This is a genomic window from Burkholderia sp. AU31652 (assembly GCF_002223155.1).
Lineage (GTDB): Bacteria > Pseudomonadota > Gammaproteobacteria > Burkholderiales > Burkholderiaceae > Burkholderia.
The window spans coordinates 1,455,243-1,474,420 of record NZ_NKFG01000003.1 but is presented as its reverse complement, the minus strand read 5'-3'; the positions used below and the strand labels follow the sequence as shown (position 1 = coordinate 1,474,420).

Annotated in this window: 21 protein-coding genes and 1 pseudogene; 12 read left to right on the top strand and 10 right to left on the bottom strand. The window is 66.2% G+C overall.

Features of this window, described 5'->3' with window-relative positions; genetic code table 11:
* Positions 1 to 35 precede the first annotated feature (35 nt).
* The 3 genes from CFB40_RS09415 to CFB40_RS37870 all read right to left on the bottom strand — a co-directional run bounded on the left by CFB40_RS09415 (position 36) and on the right by CFB40_RS37870 (position 3,755).
* Positions 36 to 1,865 carry an amino acid adenylation domain-containing protein gene (locus tag CFB40_RS09415; protein ID WP_256976653.1) on the bottom strand — a complete coding sequence of 610 codons (1,830 nt, stop codon included), beginning with the start codon at positions 1,863 to 1,865 and terminating at the stop codon, positions 36 to 38.
* Positions 1,858 to 3,054 (bottom strand): thioesterase domain-containing protein, encoded by a 1,197-nt coding sequence (locus CFB40_RS39035; RefSeq protein WP_256976612.1) that lies wholly within the window; start codon positions 3,052 to 3,054, stop codon positions 1,858 to 1,860. The genes CFB40_RS09415 and CFB40_RS39035 overlap by 8 nt, the downstream gene beginning before the upstream one ends.
* A 458-nt stretch (positions 3,055 to 3,512) precedes the next feature.
* Positions 3,513 to 3,755 carry a hypothetical protein gene (locus CFB40_RS37870; protein WP_143329833.1) on the bottom strand — a complete coding sequence of 81 codons (243 nt, stop codon included), beginning with the start codon at positions 3,753 to 3,755 and terminating at the stop codon, positions 3,513 to 3,515.
* 36 nt (positions 3,756 to 3,791) lie between these two features.
* Between CFB40_RS37870 and CFB40_RS09405 the strand changes: the two genes are divergently transcribed.
* The 4 genes from CFB40_RS09405 to CFB40_RS09390 all read left to right on the top strand — a co-directional run bounded on the left by CFB40_RS09405 (position 3,792) and on the right by CFB40_RS09390 (position 8,281).
* The gene (locus CFB40_RS09405) at positions 3,792 to 4,982 is read left to right on the top strand and encodes a hypothetical protein (RefSeq protein WP_143329832.1); all 1,191 of its coding nucleotides are present in this window, start codon (positions 3,792 to 3,794) and stop codon (positions 4,980 to 4,982) included.
* A complete protein-coding gene (locus CFB40_RS09400; protein WP_217481523.1) occupies positions 4,979 to 5,704 on the top strand; it encodes an SDR family oxidoreductase in 726 nt (241 codons plus the stop codon). The genes CFB40_RS09405 and CFB40_RS09400 overlap by 4 nt, the downstream gene beginning before the upstream one ends.
* A 529-nt stretch (positions 5,705 to 6,233) precedes the next feature.
* A complete protein-coding gene (locus CFB40_RS09395; protein ID WP_089425470.1) occupies positions 6,234 to 7,136 on the top strand; it encodes a hypothetical protein in 903 nt (300 codons plus the stop codon).
* 437 nt (positions 7,137 to 7,573) lie between these two features.
* Positions 7,574 to 8,281 carry an SDR family NAD(P)-dependent oxidoreductase gene (locus CFB40_RS09390; RefSeq protein ID WP_089425469.1) on the top strand — a complete coding sequence of 236 codons (708 nt, stop codon included), beginning with the start codon at positions 7,574 to 7,576 and terminating at the stop codon, positions 8,279 to 8,281.
* A 31-nt stretch (positions 8,282 to 8,312) separates the two neighbouring features.
* On the opposite strand, the gene CFB40_RS09385 is transcribed toward CFB40_RS09390, so the two are convergent.
* Positions 8,313 to 9,278 (bottom strand): LysR family transcriptional regulator, encoded by a 966-nt coding sequence (locus tag CFB40_RS09385; RefSeq protein ID WP_089425468.1) that lies wholly within the window; start codon positions 9,276 to 9,278, stop codon positions 8,313 to 8,315.
* A gap of 212 nt (positions 9,279 to 9,490) precedes the next feature.
* On the opposite strand from CFB40_RS09385, the gene CFB40_RS09380 reads away from it, so the two are divergent.
* The 5 genes from CFB40_RS09380 (at position 9,491) to CFB40_RS09360 (ending at position 11,831) form a co-directional block, all read left to right on the top strand.
* Complete coding sequence (locus CFB40_RS09380) at positions 9,491 to 9,955, top strand: RidA family protein (RefSeq protein WP_089431105.1); 465 nt, start codon at positions 9,491 to 9,493, stop codon at positions 9,953 to 9,955.
* Between the two features lie 264 nt (positions 9,956 to 10,219).
* Positions 10,220 to 10,639: an organic hydroperoxide resistance protein gene (locus CFB40_RS09375; protein WP_089431427.1), complete on the top strand. Its 420-nt coding sequence runs from the start codon at positions 10,220 to 10,222 to the stop codon at positions 10,637 to 10,639.
* 71 nt (positions 10,640 to 10,710) lie between these two features.
* On the top strand, positions 10,711 to 11,037 hold the full coding sequence (locus tag CFB40_RS09370; RefSeq protein ID WP_089431425.1) for a DUF4148 domain-containing protein: 327 nt from the start codon (positions 10,711 to 10,713) through the stop codon (positions 11,035 to 11,037).
* 61 nt (positions 11,038 to 11,098) lie between these two features.
* Positions 11,099 to 11,428, top strand: a complete 330-nt coding sequence (locus CFB40_RS09365) for a DUF4148 domain-containing protein (RefSeq protein ID WP_089431104.1) — start codon at positions 11,099 to 11,101, stop codon at positions 11,426 to 11,428.
* Between the two features lie 73 nt (positions 11,429 to 11,501).
* Complete coding sequence (locus CFB40_RS09360; RefSeq protein WP_089431103.1) at positions 11,502 to 11,831, top strand: DUF4148 domain-containing protein; 330 nt, start codon at positions 11,502 to 11,504, stop codon at positions 11,829 to 11,831.
* Between the two features lie 347 nt (positions 11,832 to 12,178).
* On the opposite strand, the pseudogene CFB40_RS09355 reads toward CFB40_RS09360, so the two are convergent.
* Both CFB40_RS09355 and CFB40_RS09350 read right to left on the bottom strand, forming a co-directional pair.
* Positions 12,179 to 12,787, bottom strand: a pseudogene (locus tag CFB40_RS09355) (class I SAM-dependent methyltransferase); the annotation flags it as partial.
* Positions 12,788 to 12,830: 43 nt separating this feature from the next.
* Positions 12,831 to 13,358 (bottom strand): DedA family protein, encoded by a 528-nt coding sequence (locus CFB40_RS09350; RefSeq protein ID WP_089425463.1) that lies wholly within the window; start codon positions 13,356 to 13,358, stop codon positions 12,831 to 12,833.
* 275 nt (positions 13,359 to 13,633) lie between these two features.
* On the opposite strand from CFB40_RS09350, the gene CFB40_RS09345 reads away from it, so the two are divergent.
* From CFB40_RS09345 to CFB40_RS09335, 3 genes are all read left to right on the top strand, one after another.
* On the top strand, positions 13,634 to 14,299 hold the full coding sequence (locus tag CFB40_RS09345) for a response regulator transcription factor (RefSeq protein ID WP_089425462.1): 666 nt from the start codon (positions 13,634 to 13,636) through the stop codon (positions 14,297 to 14,299).
* Complete coding sequence (locus CFB40_RS09340) at positions 14,296 to 15,681, top strand: ATP-binding protein (RefSeq protein WP_089431101.1); 1,386 nt, start codon at positions 14,296 to 14,298, stop codon at positions 15,679 to 15,681. The genes CFB40_RS09345 and CFB40_RS09340 overlap by 4 nt, the downstream gene beginning before the upstream one ends.
* Before the next feature lie 96 nt (positions 15,682 to 15,777).
* Positions 15,778 to 16,494 carry a GNAT family N-acetyltransferase gene (locus CFB40_RS09335; protein ID WP_089431100.1) on the top strand — a complete coding sequence of 239 codons (717 nt, stop codon included), beginning with the start codon at positions 15,778 to 15,780 and terminating at the stop codon, positions 16,492 to 16,494.
* A gap of 48 nt (positions 16,495 to 16,542) precedes the next feature.
* Here the strand turns inward: CFB40_RS09335 and CFB40_RS09330 are convergent, their stop codons facing one another.
* From CFB40_RS09330 to CFB40_RS09320, 4 genes are all read right to left on the bottom strand, one after another.
* Positions 16,543 to 16,998 carry a MarR family winged helix-turn-helix transcriptional regulator gene (locus tag CFB40_RS09330; protein ID WP_089431099.1) on the bottom strand — a complete coding sequence of 152 codons (456 nt, stop codon included), beginning with the start codon at positions 16,996 to 16,998 and terminating at the stop codon, positions 16,543 to 16,545.
* Positions 16,999 to 17,100: 102 nt separating this feature from the next.
* The gene (locus CFB40_RS39030; RefSeq protein WP_256976606.1) at positions 17,101 to 17,229 is read right to left on the bottom strand and encodes a hypothetical protein; all 129 of its coding nucleotides are present in this window, start codon (positions 17,227 to 17,229) and stop codon (positions 17,101 to 17,103) included.
* Positions 17,226 to 17,597, bottom strand: a complete 372-nt coding sequence (locus tag CFB40_RS09325) for a GFA family protein (protein ID WP_089425458.1) — start codon at positions 17,595 to 17,597, stop codon at positions 17,226 to 17,228. Before CFB40_RS09325 ends, CFB40_RS39030 begins: the two co-directional genes overlap by 4 nt.
* 195 nt (positions 17,598 to 17,792) lie before the next feature.
* Positions 17,793 to 18,893, bottom strand: a complete 1,101-nt coding sequence (locus CFB40_RS09320; RefSeq protein WP_089425457.1) for an NAD(P)H-dependent flavin oxidoreductase — start codon at positions 18,891 to 18,893, stop codon at positions 17,793 to 17,795.
* Positions 18,894 to 19,178: the final 285 nt, after the last annotated feature.

The following is a 19,178-nucleotide window of genomic DNA, read 5'->3' as shown; positions in this document are numbered from 1 at the left end:
GCGCGCGCCATTGCGCGCGGCGTCCGGTGTCGTTCTCATGCCGTTGCAAGCCGCGAGTGGATTTCCCGCGAAAGAAGGTCGATCGTGTAGTACTCGAACATGTCTTCGGCACGGAGGGACACCCCGAAGGTGGCGCTGAGCCGCAGCGACAGCGCCTGTACGCCCAGCGAATCGAGCCCGATATCCGCGAACGGTTCGTCCCGGTCGATCAACGCATCGCTGCCCAGGCCGATCAGCTGGGCCAGCGCGCGGCCGATTTCGGACTCGACGTCGTTGGCCGGCACGTCATCCGCCCGGGTGCGCTCGCTGGCCTGGCGGCAGAGGTCGACGAGCGCGCGCCGGTCCGCCTTGCCGCTCGTCGCCTGGCGCGGGATCTCCGCGACCGCGACCCAGTCCTTCGGCAGCCAGGCGGCCGGCAGCGCGTGGGCAGCGGTTTCGCTCAGTGTTCGCATCCACGCGGTGTCGTGGCCGTCGGCCAGAACCACAATGGCGGTCAGCCGGTCGCCGACGACGAGCGCGGTGGCATCGCGAACCAGCGGCGAGCGCAGCACCGCGGATTCGATCTCCGCCAGTTCGACGCGCTGGCCGTTGATCTTCACCTGGTCGTCCACGCGCCCCACGCAGTGGACGAGGCCGTCTGCATCGACCCGGCAGATGTCGCCCGTCAGGTAGATGCGCGAGTACACCGGCAGGTCACCGGTCTCGAACAGCGGATTCGCGATGAAGCGCCGCGCCGTTTCCGCGGCGTCGTTCACGTAGCCGTTGGCCAGCGCCGCGCCGCTGATGCAGAGCTCGCCCTCCTCCCCCGGCGTCGTGGGCACGATCGTGTCGGTCACGCCGTCCGCCGCGGTTCGACGCAGGTAGAAGCGCGTGTGCGAAACCGGTGCACCGATCGGCAGCGAATCCCGCGGCGCGTCGTCAAACGGCCATGCGCTCGCCATGATCGTCGCCTCCGTCGGCCCGTACACGTTGTGGACGACCGTGTTGGGCAACAGGCGCCGGGCGCGCTCCGCGAGCGACGGACGGAAGACCTCGCCGCCGACGCAGATCGCCTTCAGGCTCGTGCATTGATCGAAGCCCGGCGTTTGCGTGATGAGATTGAACATCGTCGGCACGGTGGTGATGTGCGTGGCCGCATGCCGCCGGATCGCGGCCACGATCTCGACGCTGTCGATCCGGTGCGTGCCGCCGAGAAAGCACACCGTCGCGCCGATTGTCAGCGGCGCGAGCAGCTCGTGCATGGAGGGGTCGAAACACGGGTTGATGCTTTGCAGCCAGCGATCGTCCTCGCGGAAACCGAGGTAGTCGATGATCCAGCTGAAGTGATTCCACGCCGCGGCATGCGAGACGGCAACGCCCTTCGGCAGCCCGGTGGAACCGGACGTGAAGATGATGTAGAGCGGATCGTGCAGTTCGGCACCCAGCCCGAGATTGTCGGACGACAACTGGCTCGCCCGATTCAACGCCGCATAGACGTCGCTTTGCGGCACGTCGCCGAGCTGCGTCATCGCACGACCTTCCAGGGCCGTCAGCACGAACGCGATGCGCGCGCGCTGGACCATGTGACGCATCCGGTCCTCGGGGCACGCGGCGTCGACCGGCACGTAGACGGCCCCGCACTTCAGGATGGCCAGTAACGCGACGAGCCTGACAGGATCGTGATCCGTGCACACGCCGACGGCCTCGCCGGCGCGGATGCCGACTTCATCGCGCAGGAAACGCGCCAGCCGGTTCGCGCGCGCGTTCATCTCACCGTAGGTCACGCTTTCGCGCTCCGAGAGGGCCGCGATTCGATCGGGTGCCGCTGCGGCGCGCTGCTCGAAGGCCAGATGCGGGATGTGGGGTGAATAGACAGGTTCAGTCATCGCAGGATTCAGGACGAAGGGATTGAACGATCGAAGCGACACAGGCGACGTGCGGCTCCGAGAGCATTGAAAAGTGATTGCCGGGTACTTCGATGCCCTGCACGCGATGCTGCAGCGCGTGCGCATGCCAGTCGGGCAGCAGCGGCTCGCGCGCGTGCAGGCAGGCCACGCGCGCGGCCGGGGCCGCGGCGGTGCGGTGGGACTTCAGCAATGCCAGGCACGTGCGGCGCATGTCGAGCACCTCGCGCAGGCGGGCGGCGGGCATGCGCCGACGCAGGCAGGCGTCGATTTCGCTGTCGCTGGGCGATTCGGCGAGGACGCGATCGGCTTCCGCCGGCGGAAACATCGCCTTGAGCAGCGTGACGCGCTCCGTGCGGTCGTCGCTCACACGCTCGCGGGCCGCCAGGGCCAGCGACGGATCGAGACTGACCACGACGCCCAGGCGCTTGCCGCGCTGCTCGAGCAGCGCGGCCATTTCGCGCGCCACCACCGCACCGAACGAGTGACCGCCGATCCAGTGGAAAGGCCGGTCATCGATCTCGCACAGTGCATCGACATAGCGGTGCGCGAGGTCCTTCAGGTCGGTGGCCTGCGCGAGTTGCGCCGGCACCCCGCGAAACGCCCTGACGATGAACGGCAGCCGCGCGGCCAGCGGCGCGAACGGCACGACGCTGCCGTCGGCGCCGTGAATCAGGGTCAGCACGGCATCGCTTGCGTCGCGCGCCGGGCGTCCGGCGAGCACGCGGGTGACGTCGACGATCGGATCGACGGCCAACTGATCGGCGAGCTCGGCTGCGGTGTGACGCCACCTGTCGCCGATGGCGGCCGCGAGCGCCGGCGCGCCGGCAACGCTCACCTGCCATGTGTTCGCGTGCGTCGGGTCGTGCGGCCGCAGCAGGATGGGGCCGTGCGCGCCGCCGCGGACCTCGAGCTCCCATTGATCGATGGCGGCGCCGGCGTCCGCGCCCCCCGCCGCGTCGAGACGATCGGCGACCCGTCGAACCAGCGTGCGGAAAGCCCCGGCGATCTCGGGCGATCCGATCGTGATCGCCGGGGGCGCAGCGCCGACGGCCGAGCGTCTGCGGATCGTGATGGTCGTGTCGTTGCCGCCATCGATGCCCCGCACCCCGGCGCGGCACAACGCCGCGAGAAAACCGTAATGGAGCGGCGCTCCGAGAACCTGGGCCATGCTGGCCCGCAGGCGCGGGGCGATATCGTCCGTCCGCATCATTCTGTATTTACCCGATTTGCAAACCGCACGTTTCTTTGAACATGCTAAAAATATATTAAATATCAAATCACTGTTGCGGAATGTGATTAGACAATCAAAATCCGTTGTCGTGAACCTGCAATATCTGACAGATATCCCTGACACAAACATCAGGTGTCATCGGCGTGAATAAAGCTGTCTGTTCTGACAGCGATCATTTCGAGAAAATAGTCGATACAATCCTCCCCCGCTCCACCCTGATACGTCTTGAAAATCAATTAAATCAACATCGGACCATCGAGAGGTTTTAAATGGAAGTGAAAGCACCTGAGAGCGAATCGGCCCGGTCGATTCGGCAAGAAATCGCGTCGTTCCTGCGCAGCAAAAGCAATCTCCCCGTCACCGCGGAACACGCGACGGAGAAGCTTCTCGCCAAATCACTGGACCTCGACGAAATCTCGCGCCGTCGCGAGGCGTTCTCGACGCATGCGGAGATCGACAGCACCGCGGTGCTTGCGAACTACGAACTTCTGCATGGCGTGAAATACCTGGATCGACTCATAAACTGCGAAAAGCAGCAAATCGATGCAAAATGTATTGTCGCCATCTTCAGAGGGACGGAAATCTGCCTGAATAACATTTCCGTCCTCGCCGACCGGATCATCGACGACGTCAGCCATTCCCGCTTCGGCGACGTGTCGGTCAAGATTTCGTGGATGAATCATTTCAACGATTCCCTGTACCGCTTTTCGCAGTTGCTGGTGCAAACGGATCTCGGGCGCAATGGCGGGGACTTTCTTTCGATCGAGGATTCGTCCACCTATCAGGCTGCCGCGAAAAAAACCGAAGCGATGTACGAAGCGCTGAAATCGGCGCCGGAAGCGGTCGGTGACGTTTCGGAGAAGGACCTCGACGATCCGCAGCGCTTCACGTTCTTTCACACCTTCGTCAATACCAATTACGAAACGATCTGGCTGGCCGTGCTGCGCCACGTTCGCGTGCCGGGCGTGTTTCGTCTCGAGGGCGAGAGCGCCGAGCAGTTCTATCAGCGGGTCGTGCAGAACGACGAGGTGCGCGATGCGGTCACCTGCGTCGACCTCAAGGATCCGACGTACCTGATGCAGTTCCGTGCGTACCACCAGATCAGCGAAGTCCTCGTGGGCCTCGTCAACGACGTGATCGCGGATTCGATCCTGGCGCTCGTGAACGAAGCGAACGAGTCGTTCGAGCATGAGGCGACGTCGCTGGCGCTGTGCAACAAGTTGCTGCAGATCGTCACCGACAACATCAAGCCGATCGTGCGGACGCTGAGTCCGAAGGCTTACTTCGCGATCCGGCCGGCGCTTGGCATCACGAGCGGGTCTCACTCGCACAATCTGCGCAAGGGGCTGTTCCTGACGATCTACCCGCTGCTGGTCCGTTCGCTCCGCCTGCGGCTGATGGCATTCAACGACACTGCCGCGCGCGACGACGACGCCGTGCTCGAGCAGGCGCAACAGGTGCTGCGCCTGAACACGCAACCGGCGCTCGCCGCGATGATTCGCCAGACGGTCTACGTGTACCAGTACGTGCGGACATGGCGTGACGAGCACATCCAGTTCGTCAAGACGCAGATCGGTGTGAGTCCGGAAGACAACACGCCGACCGCCTCGATTTCGGGCGCCGAAAACGCGGCCCAGACCGCGCACAACTTCCGCAACTCGCACATGAACGATCCGATCGGCCCGCTTTACGAGGCGACGCTCGGCAAACGGCCGCCCGCCCCGTTCTCGATCGTCCATCCGGGACGTTTTGACGAGCACATGGCGTTCTTCACGGCGAATGCGGTCAAGGCGATGTATGCCGACGTGCAGCAACGCGCGCAGCGCAAGCGCGACCGCGGGGTCCGCACGGGAGGCGCGTCGTGACGACTTTGCCGCTGGTGATGGTGACGGGCGCGAGCTCCGGCATTGGCGCGGCGGTCGCGCGTGCGTTCGCGGCGCTCGGGCATCCGCTGCTGCTGGTGTCGCGGCGGTTGGCGGAGCTGCAGGCGCTCGATTTGCCCAACGCCGCATGCGTTGCGGCGGACGTGACCGACGAATGTGCGGTGCGGGCCGCGGTGCAGGCCGCGCAGGCGCAGTTCGGCGGTGTCGACTGCCTCGTGAACAGCGCGGGAACGATGCTGCTCGGCGAGCCGCTCGAACAATCGGCCGACGAACTGCGGACCATGCTGGACGTGAACGTCGTCGGGACGATGAACGCGATTCAGAGCGTGCTGCCCGGCATGATCGAGCGGCGGCGCGGCAGCATTTTCAACGTCAGCTCGATCACCGGCCGCCAGGCCTTTCCATTTCATTCGGCGTATTGCGCATCGAAATTCGCGGTGCACGGCATGTCGGCCGCGCTGGGCGCCGATCTCGGCCAGCACAATATCCGCGTGTCGACCATCGCGCCGGGCGTGGTTGACACGCCCCTGCTCGACGCCACCACGTCGGAGTCCGCCAAGACGATGTTTCGCGAGTGGATGAGTTCGCTGGCTTCGGTGCTGCATCCCGACGACGTCGCACGCGCGGTGTGCTTCGCCTATGCGCAGCCGCAGCACGTCTGCATGAGGGAGATCTTCCTGACGTCCACCGCGCAAACGTCCTGAAGCCAACCCGCTCGCGATTCGTCGTGAGGTGTCGGGCAGGCGGATCGGGTGTCGGCTGCCGGCTGCCGCAATCGTGAGGGAACTGCCGGCGGAGGTTGCCGGCTGGTCCGATCCTGCCAGTCGAAACCCTCGAAACGCGACTCGATGAACTGCGCCCCAAAGGCCGGATAGCGATCCGGCTTTCGGGGCGCTTTTCGTGGAGCGCTGTCTGCCGGTCGCGGACAGGTGCCCCGCTCGCCTGCCGCCTCGCAAAGTATCCGGCGGGCGATGCTGACCGCGGCATGCTCGGCTACCGAGACTGACGCGTTTGCCGACTGGTCAGTTTTGAAATGAAATGACGCTATTGTGATAAGAAAAGTTATCTTGTCGGGCGTGAAATCTCTCGTATTCGCCTTGTTTCCGGCGACTCAGCATGACCTGCGCTGCCCGGATTTGCCCCAAGTATTCGGCAGCGGCGCCACTGAGCGGTGCTCACGGGCGGCGCAACGGCGTTAAGATCGGGGCCGCGCATTCACCGGAGCCCTGCTCTATGCGATTTTTTCTCTTGATCATCGTGACAGCGCTGCTTGCGGCCTGTAGCCACGCTCCGCAAGTGGCCACGAAAGCAATGCCGCCAGCACCCGGCGCGGACCGCGACCGGACAGCCTTGATCGACGCTTTCGTGAAGCGGTTGGCCGATGTTGCGAATTCAGGAGAGATGTTTGACGTTGATGCGACGATGCACCGGCTCGATCTGCGCTACCAGGCGGACACCATCGGTAGTGCCCCGTTAGCACCGAACTGTCATGGCGACTGCAACGCCAGAAGGATCAATCGCACGACCGTCATCGCGGATACGCCAAATTGGTATCAACCCACCCAATTCACGTGGCTATCGAACGAGTCGACCGTAAATGCGGCGCTTCCGCCAGCATTCGAATATGCCGTCGACCATCCACCGCAGGACACGACGCGTGCCATGCTGAAATTCGCGTCCCTGAGCCGGTTCGCCTGCATCACGGAGGCCGATGTCGTTCATGCACTGCCCACCGCTCATCAGACTGGCGGCAGCATTGGCGCACCGTTCGCAGTCAAGTTTTTCGGGACACAGGGGCTAACCAACGACGATTTCGGTACATGGCTCACCTTCTGGTTTGAGCGGGGTTCGCCATGTGCGCAAGAGGTCAAGATCGAGCAAGATCAGAAGCAGGGAATGCGGTTCAAGCGGGCAGTGTGGAATCACGACCTGTGTGTCGCAGAAGAACAGCATGACTATTGTGTGGCACACGGCGGCCTCGATGTCAGCGCAGCCGACCTTAAAGGGATCGACGCATACGTGAACGCGCATTGCCCGACCATCCAGGCAATGTACGCGAAGGAGCCGCACACCGGTCAGCCGCCGCCGAGTGGGCGGGTCGGAAACTGGAATCGCCGGAATCCATGCGGTTTTTAGCGGATGGTCACCGACACTGAGTTGGCGGGATCGCGTTCAAGGTGGGCGGAGCAAGGTTGCTCGACCATGCGTATGTTGACAGTCGCGAAATGCGGCCTGATCAACCAGAGGGCGCGTTCGATCCCGTGGTTTCCGGTCTAGTCAACGATCCGGATCCTCCGCAGTTAAGTTGAGAATATCGCCGGCATTTCGGCCGGTCTCCCAGTAAAGCGGCCGAGCTCGTACATCGGTCGGGCGACGCCAGGGCAATGCCCGACCTTGGTTCGTCCGAGTGAGCCACCCTGGCTGCCCCCTCCCCGCATTTGTTCCCCCGACGCAAGACTGTTGCTCCACGGTGGGTGTTCGAGATCGCAACCGGCGCGCCTACAGTTCGCCCATCGGATTCACGGATCCGGTCGGCACCGAAGCCGAGAACCCTTCACTTATCGAGGCAAATCATGAGCGCATCCAGAGTCATCATCGTCACCGGTGCATCGCAAGGCATCGGCGCGGCAACGGTCGACGCATTCCGGGCCCGCGGCCATCGCGTCGTCGCAACGTCACGTTCGATCGGGCCGTCGAACGATCCGGACCTCGTCACCGTCGCGGGCGACATCGGCGACGCGGCCGTCGCACGGCGCGTGGTCGACGCCGCGATCGAACGCTTCGGCCGCGTCGACACGCTCGTCAACAACGCGGGCATCTTCATCGCGAAGCCGTTCACGCAGTACACCGCGGACGACTACGCGCAGATCACGAACGTCAACCTGAGCGGCTTCTTCCACGTCACGCAGCATGCGATCGCCGCGATGCAGAAACACGGCGGCGGCCACGTGGTCAGCATCACGACGAGCCTGGTCGATCACGCGAACAGCAACGTGCCGTCGGTGCTTGCGTCGCTGACGAAAGGCGGATTGAATGCGGCGACGAAGTCGCTCGCGATCGAGTATGCGAAGGCCGGCATTCGCGTGAATGCGGTATCGCCCGGGATCATCAAGTCGCCGATGCACGCGCCCGAAACGCACGCGACGCTCGCGTCGCTGCATCCGGTCGGCCGCATGGGCGAAATGAGCGACATCGTCGACGCAATCCTGTACCTGGATTCGGCGCCGTTCGTCACGGGCGAGATCCTGCATGTCGACGGCGGCCAGAGCGCCGGGCATTGAGACGCGGCGTCGACACCGCGAGCCGGCGCGCCTAACGCGATGCGCCGGCTCGTTTGGCGCGTTTCTCGGCCGGCTGCCCGGCCGGCGCGCGCGCCAGATGCTCGACGAGAAAGTCGACGAACACGCGTACGCGCGACGACAAAAAGCGCGCATGCGGATACAGCAGCATGAACGGCAGCGACCGCCCGCCGAGGCCGGGCAGCACTTCCACGAGCGTGCCGGCCCGCAGATCCTGCTCGACGACGAAGCGATAGGTCTGGAACAGGCCCGCGCCGCTGCGCGCGAGCGTCACACCGGCGAGATAGTCCCCCGACGTGCCATAACTGCCGGTCGTCGTGACGTCGATCCCCTCCGATCCATCGATGAACAGCCACGGAATCGTCCGCCCGCTGCTCGGCAGCTCGAACTGGATGCATTCGTGTGCATGCAGGTCGTCGACGGCGGTCGGCATGCCCGCGCGCTTCAGGTAGCCGGGCGCCGCGACGATCACGAGTTCGGCATCCTCCAGCTTGCGTGCGATCAGGTTCGAATCGGCCGGCGCGCGGCCGCGGATCGCGAGGTCGTAGCCTTCCTCGGCGAAGTCGATGTTGCGGTTGCTCAGGTGGGTGTCGACGCGCACGTCCGGATAGCGCTCGCGAAACGCTGGCAGCAGCGGCAGCACGCGATAGTGCCCGTACGGTGTCGGCATGCTGATCCGCAGCACGCCGGCGGGCGTTGCCTGCTGGCCGGTCGCCTCGCGCTCCGCGTCGACCAGTTGCGACAGCGCGTCGCGACATTGCTCGAAGTAGCGGCGGCCGGAATCGGTCAGGCGGATCTGGCGTGTCGTGCGCACGAACAGCCGCACGCCGAGACGCGCCTCGAGCCGCGCGACCGACCGGCTGACCGCGGCCGGCGTGACGCTCGCCGCGTTCGCCGCCAGCGTGAAGCTGCCGAGTTCGGCGGCGAGGCAGAACAGCTCGATGCTGCCCAGCAGCAGATCGTCGAATTGTCGTTGCATGAGGCGATTCCTGCCGTCTGCGGCGCGTGGCGCGCGATGACGCCGAGTGTGCATGAATCTCGTGGCGGAAACCAGCGGGCGCACACGACGCGATTCGTTACACCGCGTCGTGAATCAATTGCGCGGCTGACATTTACCGGCTTCGGCCGCCTGGCTACTGTGACTCACAGGCCGGACCGATCGCCGAACCCCTTTCCTGCAAGGAGCACGACATGACCGTCGAACAGAAACTGGCCGACCTCGGCCTCGCGTTACCCGAGCCGCCGAACCCGCTCGGCAGCTATACGGCCGCCAGCGAAGCCGGCAACCTGCTGTTCGTCTCCGGACAACTGCCGCTGGTCGACGGCAAGATTGCCTATACCGGCCGCGTCGGGGAGCAGTTGAACGTCGACGAAGGCAAGCATGCCGCCCGGCTCGCGGCGCTGAACGTGCTCGCGCAGATTCGCCGGCACCTGGGCGGGTTCGAGCGCCTGCGCAAGATCGTGCGCGTCGAGGGGCACGTGAGTTCGTCCGACGGCTTTTTCGGGCAGCCGGCCGTGATCGACGGCGCGTCGGACCTGTTCGCCGCCGTGCTGGGCGAAAAGTCGGGCCACGCGCGCTCGGCGTTCTCCCAGCGCCAGTTGCCGGCCGATGCGGCCGTGATCCTCGTCGTGATCGCCGAGATCGACCCGGCCTGACCGATCGGCCGCCCTGCGCGGCGGCCAGCCGTTCCCGGGGCGTTTTCACCTGCCCTGCCCGGATGCGTCGCGCGTCGAATATCGGGGATCGATCGCCGGAATGCCTTCTCCCGCAAGGCTGTACACGTTCCAGATACATTGAAATACAAAATATCGCATGCGATTTAATCGAATGCGCTTGACGAGGGTGGTCGTCTCGACGAAACTCCATCGCATGCGATCGAATCGCATCTGAAACAAACCACCCAACTGACGGAGCAAATGATGAGCAAGATCGAAAAAGTGCTGTACACGGGCAAGACGCATACGACTTCGGGCGGCCGTGACGGCGAGGCGCGCAGTTCCGATGGCCGCCTCGACATCCAGTTGTCGTCGCCGGGCAGCGCCGGCACCGGCACCAACCCGGAGCAGCTGTTCGCGGCCGGCTGGTCGGCCTGCTTCATCGGCGCGATGCAGCTCGCGGCGCGTGCCGCGAAGGTGACGCTGCCGGCCGATCTCGCGGTCGACGCCGAAGTGGATCTCGGCACCGCCGGCAATGCGTACTTCCTGCAGGCCCGGCTGAACGTGAGCGTGCCGGGGCTCGATCGCGACGTCGCGCAGCGCATCGTCGATGCGGCACACCAGACCTGCCCGTATTCGAAGGCGACGCGCGGCAACATCGACGTCGACATCCGTATCGCTTGAACGATGCATCAGGCGGCCTGGCGCCGCCTTGCCGAATGCCCGATTTCCTTTCTTTCCTTTTGAGGTGAATGATGAATACCCGACTGATCGCCGCCCTTCTCGTCGCTGTTTCGGCCACGGTTGCCGCACCGGCGTTCTCCAGCGAATCCACCGTGACGCGTGCACAGGTGCGCGCCGAGCTCGCGCAGTTGCAACAGGCCGGCTACCCGCTGAATCGCGCGACCGACGCCACCTATCCGAATGATCTCCAGGCTGCACTCACGCAGATCCATGCCACCGATTCGGTCGCCAGCAACGAGCAGGCGTCCGGCTACGGCAGCAACGGCGAGGCGGCAACGCAATCGGGCCGCCGGCATGCGGTCAGCGTGGCCGACCGCTCGGTGTATTTCGGTCATTGAGCGCGACGCATCGTCGATACGTGAACCCTGAATCCCTTCTATTTCTCTTCTGTCGAGGTAAATGATGAAAACCCAACTGATCGCCGCCCTTCTCGTGGCCGTTTCCGCATCCGCTGCCGCACCGGCGTTCGCCGATGCAGCCGCCGTATCCCGCGCGCAGGTGCGTGCCGAGCTCGTCCAGCTCGAACAGGCCGGCTATCGGCCGGGCCGCGCGAACGATCCGCACTATCCGGACGATCTGCAGGCCGCACTGACGCGCATTCATGCGAACGACACCGCGGTGGCCGACGCAGCGACGTCCGGTTACGGCAGCGATGCCGCCGCCGCGACGCAGTCGGGCAGCCGGCACGCGACGCGAATCGCCGAACGCTCGATCTACTTCGGTCATTGAACGACACCGCGAACGGCGCCGGTGGCTGGCGCACGATGCGTAACTCCTGAATTCCACTTTCTTGTCGAGGTAAATGATGAAGACCCAACTGATCGCTGCCCTTCTCGTTGCCGTGTCGGCTGCCGTTGCCGCGCCGGCGTTTGCGGGTGACAGCACCGTGACGCGCTCGCAGGTGCGTGCGGAACTGGCCGCGCTGCAGCAGGCCGGCTACCTGCCGAACCGGCCCAACGACCCGAACTATCCGGACAATCTCCAGGCTGCGCTGCGCCGGGTTCACGACAACACTGCGGTCGCGGTCGATTCGCAGGTGTCCAGTTACGGCAGCGACGCCGGCAGTGCAACGCAGTCGGGCAGCCGCAGCGCGGTTCGCACGGCCGAGCGGTCGATCTACTTCGGCCATTGAGCATGGCGCGTCGGAATCGTCGCGCAAGGCCGGGCAACGTATGGGAAACGGGGGCGCACGAGCACGGTGCGTTCCTCGTCAGCCTGCGATGGAGCGTAGCGTTGCCAATTGACATGCCCTGCGCGTTTGCGTCCGTGCGGGATTCGACAGCGCGCGGCGCCCACGCCGATCCCGGTTTTCGCGACCAGCGGCCAGCCAGACAGTAACCCCCTACCCGAACGCGCTCACGATGCTGGACGTCCATCCGTCGATGGCCCGACGCCGCTCGAATGGCGTGATGGCGTATGGGGAAACCGGGTGATATCGATGCCGCGCAACGTGGTTGTTTCCGCAATCACATCGAGCTGCGGCCGTGCACCCGGCCACTGAGGTCGGGTCGTGTCGATCCGGCGTTCGAACCGATACACGATGGCGGGCGGCAAGTTCATCCACGCGACGCCGACCCGGACGGCACGAATACGCATGGCCTCCAGATAGCGTGCCGGAATCGGGCAGCGCGGCACATAGGTGAACTGGTAGAACGCGCCGTCGGCAGCCAGATGACGCGCGAACGCGCCGTGAACGATCGCGACGGCCTGTTCGACCGGCATCGCGACGAGCGGCAGCCCGCTCACGATCGCATCCGCGCGCGCCCCGCCGAAGAAATCCCCTGTCATGCCGAGCTGCGCCGCATCCATCTGCATGATCCGCAACGCGGGAAACCGATGTCGCAACGCGTCCGCGAAAGCCGGATCGGCTTCCACCAGCACGAGCCGGTCGCTCGCGACACCGCGCGCGAGCAGCGCCCGTGTGAACACGCCGGTGCCCGCGCCGAGTTCGATCACGGCGGCGCCGTCGCGCGGGATATCGGCGGTGATCAGCGCGGCGAGCGCGGGGCTGGATGGCGCAAGCGCGCCGACCCGGCGCGGATTGCGCAACCAGGTACGCAGGAACAGCATCCATTCAGGGATTCGCATCGACAGGCTCCAGGCGGGATCGATCGGTCAACGACATGTCGGGCTAGGCGGCCGCTTGTGCGGCCAGGTAGCCCGCCGTGATGAACAGCGTGTTCCAGAGCGCGATGCCGGCCGCGGCGCCGGACGCGAATCGCACGAAACTCGTTTCCAGCAAGCCGGCGAGCGCCGGCGCGACGAGCCGGACGAACGGCACCAGTTGCGACCAGAGTGCGAGCCGCGTGGGCCGCGCGCGGATGCCGTCGATCAGCGCGTCCATTCGCGCGGGCTGCAGCCTGCCTAGCGGCGCGACGCGGCGCAGCAGGGCCAGCACGCTGTCTTCCGGCCACAGGTTGCCGAGCGCGTAATGCAACAGGCAGCCCGCGAAGCTGCCGAGCGCCGTGACGACGATGGCTTCCGGCAGTGTCCATGCGCCCTGCGCGCTGGCGACGCCGATCGTCGTGAGGAGCACGTGGGACGGCAGCACCGGAATCAGCCGCTCGATCAGCGACAGGCCGACGAGGCAGGCGATGCTGTTGGCGCCGGCCACGCTGAGCGCGACGCCGAACGGGACGAGCGTGGTGAGCTGGTTCATCGCGCCGCTCCCGCGCGGCGAGTGCGCAACGTGCACGACCTTCCATGCCAGAATGGCCCGCACCCGCACGGCGCGCAGGTGGAGCCTCGCGCCGCATTGCATTGCAGCAACGGAATTGATGGGTATGACACGGTCATCGCGAGCCTCTCGATAAAACGCCAGATGCATTGCACCGGCAATGCGGCGAATGGCACGCATCGTGGCCCCCGGGCTTTAAGAAGTTTTTAATCGCGGTCGGTCAGGCTGGCGACCTCGACAGTCGAGGAGCGAAACCGATGGATATCCTGCTGGTGGAAGACGATGTCATGCTGGCCGACGCCGTTTGCGCGGGCCTCAGGCAGAACGGCTGGCGCGCGGACTGGTCGGCCGACGTGCCGGCCGCGCGGCTCGCGCTCGTCGGCCACGACTACGACGCGGTGCTGCTCGACCTGCAACTGCCAGGCGCATCCGGCTTCACGCTGCTTGCTGCGATGCGCGCGAACTACGACCCGACGCCGGTATTGATCGTGACCGCGCGCGATCAGCTGAGCGACCGGATCCGCGGCCTCGACGCAGGCGCCGACGACTATCTCGTGAAGCCGTTCCAGCTCGACGAGCTCTATGCACGGCTGCGCGCGCTGACGCGCCGCAGCCAGGGCCGCGTGTCGGAGCGCCTGGTCTACCGCGACGTGCACGTCGATCCGGCGCGCAAGGAAGTCACGCGCGCCGGCGAACCCGTTGCGCTCAGCATCCACGAGTACCGCACGCTGCTCGCGCTGATGGAGCGGCAAGGCCGCGTCGTCACGCGCACGCAGCTCGAAGCGCGCGTCTACGGCAACGACAGCGAAATCGAAAGCAACACGATCGCGGTGTATATCCACCAACTGCGGCGCAAGCTTGGCGATGAGCTGATCGTGACGGTGCACGGCTTCGGCTATCGCGTCGGGGAGAACCCGGCATGAAGTCGCTACGCGTGCGCCTGCTCGCGACCGTGATGGCAGCGGTCGTCGTGTTCTGGGCGAGCTGGGGGGCGTTTCTCGGCATCGGCCTGTGGCGCGAGCAGCGCGGCTGGCGCGACGGCATGCTCGAGAGCGCCGCGCAACTGCTGCTGCTGTCGTTGCCGGATGCGATCGATCGCCTGCCCGAAGCGAACGCCCAGGCGGTGGTGCCGAACACCGCGTATGGCAAATACGACGTCGCGTTCCAGGTCTGGGTCGATGGCCGCAACGTGATGCACAGCGCGGATGCGCCGGGGCCGGCGCTCAAGGCGGACCTGCGGGACGGATACGGCGTGAGCACCGGGCGCGGCGCCGCGCACGACGAGACCTGGCGGGTCTATTCGCTGTCGGATCCGGCGGGCCGGATTCACGTTCAGACGGGCTGCCCGGCCACGACCTGGCAGGAGAAGGCGAGCAACGCACTGCAACTCGGCCTGTTCAATACGGCGGTGATGCTCGGGATGCTGGGCGTCGTGATCTGGTGGGTGATCCGCTGGTCGTTCGGGCCGGTGCGCGAGGTCCAGCGAGCGATCCAGCACAAGGCCGCGTTCGATTTCTCGCCGCTGCCGCTGGTGACGCTGCCGCGCGAACTCCGCCCGCTCGTCGAGTCGTTCAATCGCCTGCTGGCGCGGCTGAGTCAGGCCGTCGACACCGAACGCCGCTTCATCGGCGATGCCGCGCACGAGTTGCGCACGCCGCTGGCAGCGTTGTCGGCCCAGGCGGAAGTCGCGTTGCAGGCGGATAGTCTGGCGGACAAGAACGCGGCATTGCGTCGGCTCGCCATGGGCGTCGAACGCAGTGCGCGGCTCTCCGGGCAATTGCTCGAGCTGGCGCGGCTGGATGCCGGATCGCGCGTCGACCAGCACGGGCCGGTAGACCTGTCGCGACTCGTTGCGCTGATCGCGAGCGACTTCGACGCGGGCGCGCATGCACGCCGACAGACGGTGCGGGTCGCGGTCGAACCGGTGCGCGTCTGGGGCGATCTGGACGAGATCGCGATTGCGGTGCGCAACCTGATCGACAACGCGCTGCGTTACGGCCGTGACGGCGGGCAGGTCGAGATCACGTGCGACGTCCCTGCCGATGCGGGCGGGACGCGGGTCAGGCTGCGGATCGCGGACGACGGGCCCGGCGTGCCGATGCACGAGCGCGAGCGGATCTTCGAACGCTTTTATCGCGTACCGGGGACGGTGCAGCCGGGCAGCGGCATCGGCCTGTCGCTCGTCGCGCGAATCGCCGCGTCTCACGGCGGGTCGGTCGAGGTGACAGCCGGAATCGGGGGAAACGGGCTGGCGGTGGTCCTGTCGTTCCCGATCTGGGTGGATCCGGAGCGCTGGCAGCGGTAGCGCGGGCCGCGGCAAGTCGCGCTGTGCAGGCCGTGCCCGGCCCGCCCGATCCCGGTCTATGCTGTGCGATCGAAACCTTCAATCGAGGAGCAGCCGATGTCCGATGCAACGACCGGAACCGCGCCGGGCCGTGCGCACCCGCTCGACCGTGTGGTGTGGAATGCGCTGACGGGCAGGCAGCGTCGCTTGGCGCTCGGCCACGACCGTGCATGGCGGTTTCCGGCGGCGGTCGCGCCGTTTGCCGCGACGGAGGATACGAGCGCGGCGTCGTTCGATGCATTGCGTACACTGATCGCCGCTCACGGGCCGGCGGCACTGGTCACGCCGGACGAGATCGAGCCGCCGGCGGGATTGTCGGTGATCCGGCGCGCGAACCTGTTGCAGATGGTCTGGCAGCGGACGCGCGACCCGGCGCCCGAATCGGGTTACGTCACGCTCGGCGAAGCCGATGTGCCGGACATGCTCGCGCTGACCACGGCCGCGCAGCCCGGCCCGTTCGGCCCGCGCACGTTCGAGCTCGGCCATTACATCGGCATTCGCAGCGACGGCAGGCTGGCCGCGATGGCCGGCGAGCGGATGCAGGTCGACGGGTATACGGAAATCAGCGCCGTCTGCGTGGATGCCGCATTCCGCCGGCAAGGGCTGGCGGCGCGGCTGATGCGGGCGTTGATTGCGGAGATCGATGCGCGCGAGGATACGCCTTTCCTGCACGTCCTCACGTCGAACCAGGTGGCGATCGAGCGCTATCTCGCACTCGGTTTCGTCGTCCGCCGCGAGATGAACCTGCTGGTGCTGGGCGACGGGCACGCATGACGACGCGGCCGGCACGCGGGTCGTGTCGGCCGCAGTGTAACCGGGCGTTTATTCGTCGGTCGACCGGATCAGGTTGCCGCGCAGCGTGACGATCGCCTTCTGCATTTTCGCGAATTCGTCCGGCTTCAACCCGGTGGCTTCGACCAGGTTCATGTCGAGCCCCTTCTCGCGCACGCGGCGGCCGCTTTTCGTCAGGCTGACGAGCACCTGGCGTTCGTCCGACGGATCGCGGTGCCGCTCCAGGTAGCCCATCGCCTCGAGCTTCTTCAGGATCGGCGTCAGCGTATTGGATTCGAGGAACAGCTTCTCGCCGAGCTGGCCGACCGTCTGGTTGTCCTGCTCCCACAGCGCAATGATCGTGATGTATTGCGTATACGTGAGGCCGAGCGATTCGAGGATCGGCTTGTACGCCTTGCCGAACGCGAGGTTCGTCGAGTAGATCGCAAAGCACAGGAACTCGGACAACTTCGGTGCAGGGTCGGATGGGGTTTCGGTCGGTTTCATGAACGTCCTCCAGCGACGCGAACGGCCGCAGATGGACGCATTATATATCGCGTGCGATCTTATCGGAAGCATGATAATCGGTCTCGATGAACCGGCGCGCCGTCAGGCCGCCCTGCGGCGCTTGCCGGTCGGTGGACGGCTGACCGACAGCAGCGTGCATTGCACCGGATGCGCGATTTCGGTCGCGAGCCCGCCCGCGGCAAACAGCAGGATCATCAGCCAGCGTTTCATGCGTCCTCCACGACCGAGAGGCTCGCGCCGTCGGCGACCGTCGCGTCGAGCGCATACGGGTCGACGCCATCGAGGCAGCCGAGATTGACGCGCCAGCAGGCGGGATCCTTGCGCGTCTGATGGAACGGATAGATGCCGCAATGGCTGCAGAAATAGTGACGGGCCGTGCGCGTGTTGAACTGGTAGCACGTCAGCGCGCCCTCGCCTTCGACGATCTTCAGTTCGCTGGCGGCGAACATCGGGCTCATCAATGCGCCGCGCCGGCGGCACAGGCTGCAGTTGCAGCGCGTCGCCGGCGTAATGGCCGTTCGGACTTCGAATTTGACGGCCCCGCAATGGCAGGACCCTTTGAACCAGGTTGCAGACATGGCGCACTCCCGAAGAGGTCATGCCTGCTTTATAGCGGACGCCCGAACTTGCGTTGTATCGCGATGTATCCGCAGTTCGTGCAGATACAGAACATTGCAAATTGACGGCGGGCGGCGACGTATCGGCGCGGCGACCAGGGTGCGTTCCCCGATCGCCGGCATGGGGCCGCGGCCCCATGCCCGCGAATCGGGCGATCAATCCAGCACGTGCTGCATCCGCTCGATCGCCGCCCGCGTTTCGCGTTCGAGCGCGGCGAACAGCTCGGCCGCCGGCAGCGGCCGCACGAGCGGCGCCGCCTGCCCGGCCCACTGCGCGCCGTAGCCGAATTCACCCTTTGCCTTCGCGGCCGCATGCAGTGCCTTGCCGGCGTCGTACGCGATTGGGTATGCGGGTATGGCCGGCACGCGCGGGTCGTCGCCGAGCGCGGTGAAGCGATTCGCGAGGCCGCGTGCGATCCGGCCCGAGATCGCGGCGGTGAACGTCGTATGGCGTGCCGCATCGCCCAGCAGCGCGCGGCGATAGCCGTCGTCGATCGACGTCTCCGGGCACGCGACGAACGCGGTGCCGAGCTGGGCGGCCTGCGCGCCGAGCGCGAGCGCGGCGGCGATGCCCTCGCCGTCCATGATGCCGCCGGCGGCGATCACCGGCAGCGCGCACTCGCGCACGATCAGGCGCGTGAGTGCGAACGTGCCGAGGCGATCGTCATGCGCGGTCGAATCGAACACGCCGCGGTGCCCGCCCGCTTCGATCCCCTGCGCGACGATCGCGTCGATGCCGGCGGCGGCGATCTGGCGTGCTTCGTCGAGGTTCGTCGCGGACGCGAACAGCGTGACGCCCGCGCGCTTCAGCGCGGCGATCACGTCCGCGGACGGCAGCCCGAAATGGAAGCTGACGACGGCCGGCTTTTCTTCGACGAGCAGCGCCTGCATGGCTTCGTCCGCGACGAAGCTCGTATAGATCTCCGACAGCGTGGCGGGCGGCGTCGCGCCGTATTCGCGGAACACCGGCGCGAGCCAGTCGAGCCACGCGCGTTCGACGGCCGCGTCGGCGTGCGCCGGCTGGTGGCAGAACACGTTGATGTTGAACGGCCGGTCGGTGAGCGCGCGCGTGTCGCGGATCATCTTGCGGGCGCCGTCGGCGTTCGTCGCGCCCACGCCGAGCGAGCCGAGCCCGCCCGCATTCGACACGGCGGCCGCCAGCGCCGGCGTGCTGACGCCGGCCATCGGCGCCTGGACGATCGGGGCGCGCATGCCGAGCGTGCGCAACAGCGTCCGGTGGTCGGTCGATGGATTCATGTCGCTTGTCTCCTGCAAGATTCGTCGTCGAAATGCGTCGGCCGGATGCGGGCCGACGCGCGTGGGTCGGGTTCGGATCGGTGCGCGTTCGTCGTGCGTTGCGCGCGACCGGTCACGTGAGCGTCATGTCGGAAACGATGGGTAGCCGTGCGGTGCGGCGGTGTCTGTAATGCCGGCGACGCGACGGTGCTCGTTGTCGCCGCTTCCCGGTGCGGCACCGGTCACTGCGCCCATCCTACGCCAGCCCGCGCTCCGCGGGCCAGCCGCTATCGGCCGCGCGCCCAA

Excerpts from the sequence above, each read along its gene's own strand:
- CFB40_RS09415 (WP_256976653.1), bottom strand. The coding sequence starts at position 1,865 with ATGACTGAACCTGTCTATTCACCCCACATCCCGCATCTGGCCTTCGAG.
- CFB40_RS39035 (WP_256976612.1), bottom strand. The coding sequence starts at position 3,054 with ATGGCCCAGGTTCTCGGAGCGCCGCTCCATTACGGTTTTCTCGCGGCG.
- CFB40_RS37870 (WP_143329833.1), bottom strand. The coding sequence starts at position 3,755 with ATGGCTGACGTCGTCGATGATCCGGTCGGCGAGGACGGAAATGTTATT.
- CFB40_RS09405 (WP_143329832.1), top strand. The coding sequence starts at position 3,792 with ATGAATCATTTCAACGATTCCCTGTACCGCTTTTCGCAGTTGCTGGTG.
- CFB40_RS09395 (WP_089425470.1), top strand. The coding sequence starts at position 6,234 with ATGCGATTTTTTCTCTTGATCATCGTGACAGCGCTGCTTGCGGCCTGT.
- CFB40_RS09390 (WP_089425469.1), top strand. The coding sequence starts at position 7,574 with ATGAGCGCATCCAGAGTCATCATCGTCACCGGTGCATCGCAAGGCATC.
- CFB40_RS09385 (WP_089425468.1), bottom strand. The coding sequence starts at position 9,278 with ATGCAACGACAATTCGACGATCTGCTGCTGGGCAGCATCGAGCTGTTC.
- CFB40_RS09380 (WP_089431105.1), top strand. The coding sequence starts at position 9,491 with ATGACCGTCGAACAGAAACTGGCCGACCTCGGCCTCGCGTTACCCGAG.
- CFB40_RS09375 (WP_089431427.1), top strand. The coding sequence starts at position 10,220 with ATGAGCAAGATCGAAAAAGTGCTGTACACGGGCAAGACGCATACGACT.
- CFB40_RS09370 (WP_089431425.1), top strand. The coding sequence starts at position 10,711 with ATGAATACCCGACTGATCGCCGCCCTTCTCGTCGCTGTTTCGGCCACG.
- CFB40_RS09365 (WP_089431104.1), top strand. The coding sequence starts at position 11,099 with ATGATGAAAACCCAACTGATCGCCGCCCTTCTCGTGGCCGTTTCCGCA.
- CFB40_RS09360 (WP_089431103.1), top strand. The coding sequence starts at position 11,502 with ATGATGAAGACCCAACTGATCGCTGCCCTTCTCGTTGCCGTGTCGGCT.
- CFB40_RS09350 (WP_089425463.1), bottom strand. The coding sequence starts at position 13,358 with ATGAACCAGCTCACCACGCTCGTCCCGTTCGGCGTCGCGCTCAGCGTG.
- CFB40_RS09345 (WP_089425462.1), top strand. The coding sequence starts at position 13,634 with ATGGATATCCTGCTGGTGGAAGACGATGTCATGCTGGCCGACGCCGTT.
- CFB40_RS09340 (WP_089431101.1), top strand. The coding sequence starts at position 14,296 with ATGAAGTCGCTACGCGTGCGCCTGCTCGCGACCGTGATGGCAGCGGTC.
- CFB40_RS09335 (WP_089431100.1), top strand. The coding sequence starts at position 15,778 with ATGTCCGATGCAACGACCGGAACCGCGCCGGGCCGTGCGCACCCGCTC.
- CFB40_RS09330 (WP_089431099.1), bottom strand. The coding sequence starts at position 16,998 with ATGAAACCGACCGAAACCCCATCCGACCCTGCACCGAAGTTGTCCGAG.
- CFB40_RS39030 (WP_256976606.1), bottom strand. The coding sequence starts at position 17,229 with ATGAAACGCTGGCTGATGATCCTGCTGTTTGCCGCGGGCGGGCTCGCG.
- CFB40_RS09325 (WP_089425458.1), bottom strand. The coding sequence starts at position 17,597 with ATGTCTGCAACCTGGTTCAAAGGGTCCTGCCATTGCGGGGCCGTCAAA.
- CFB40_RS09320 (WP_089425457.1), bottom strand. The coding sequence starts at position 18,893 with ATGAATCCATCGACCGACCACCGGACGCTGTTGCGCACGCTCGGCATG.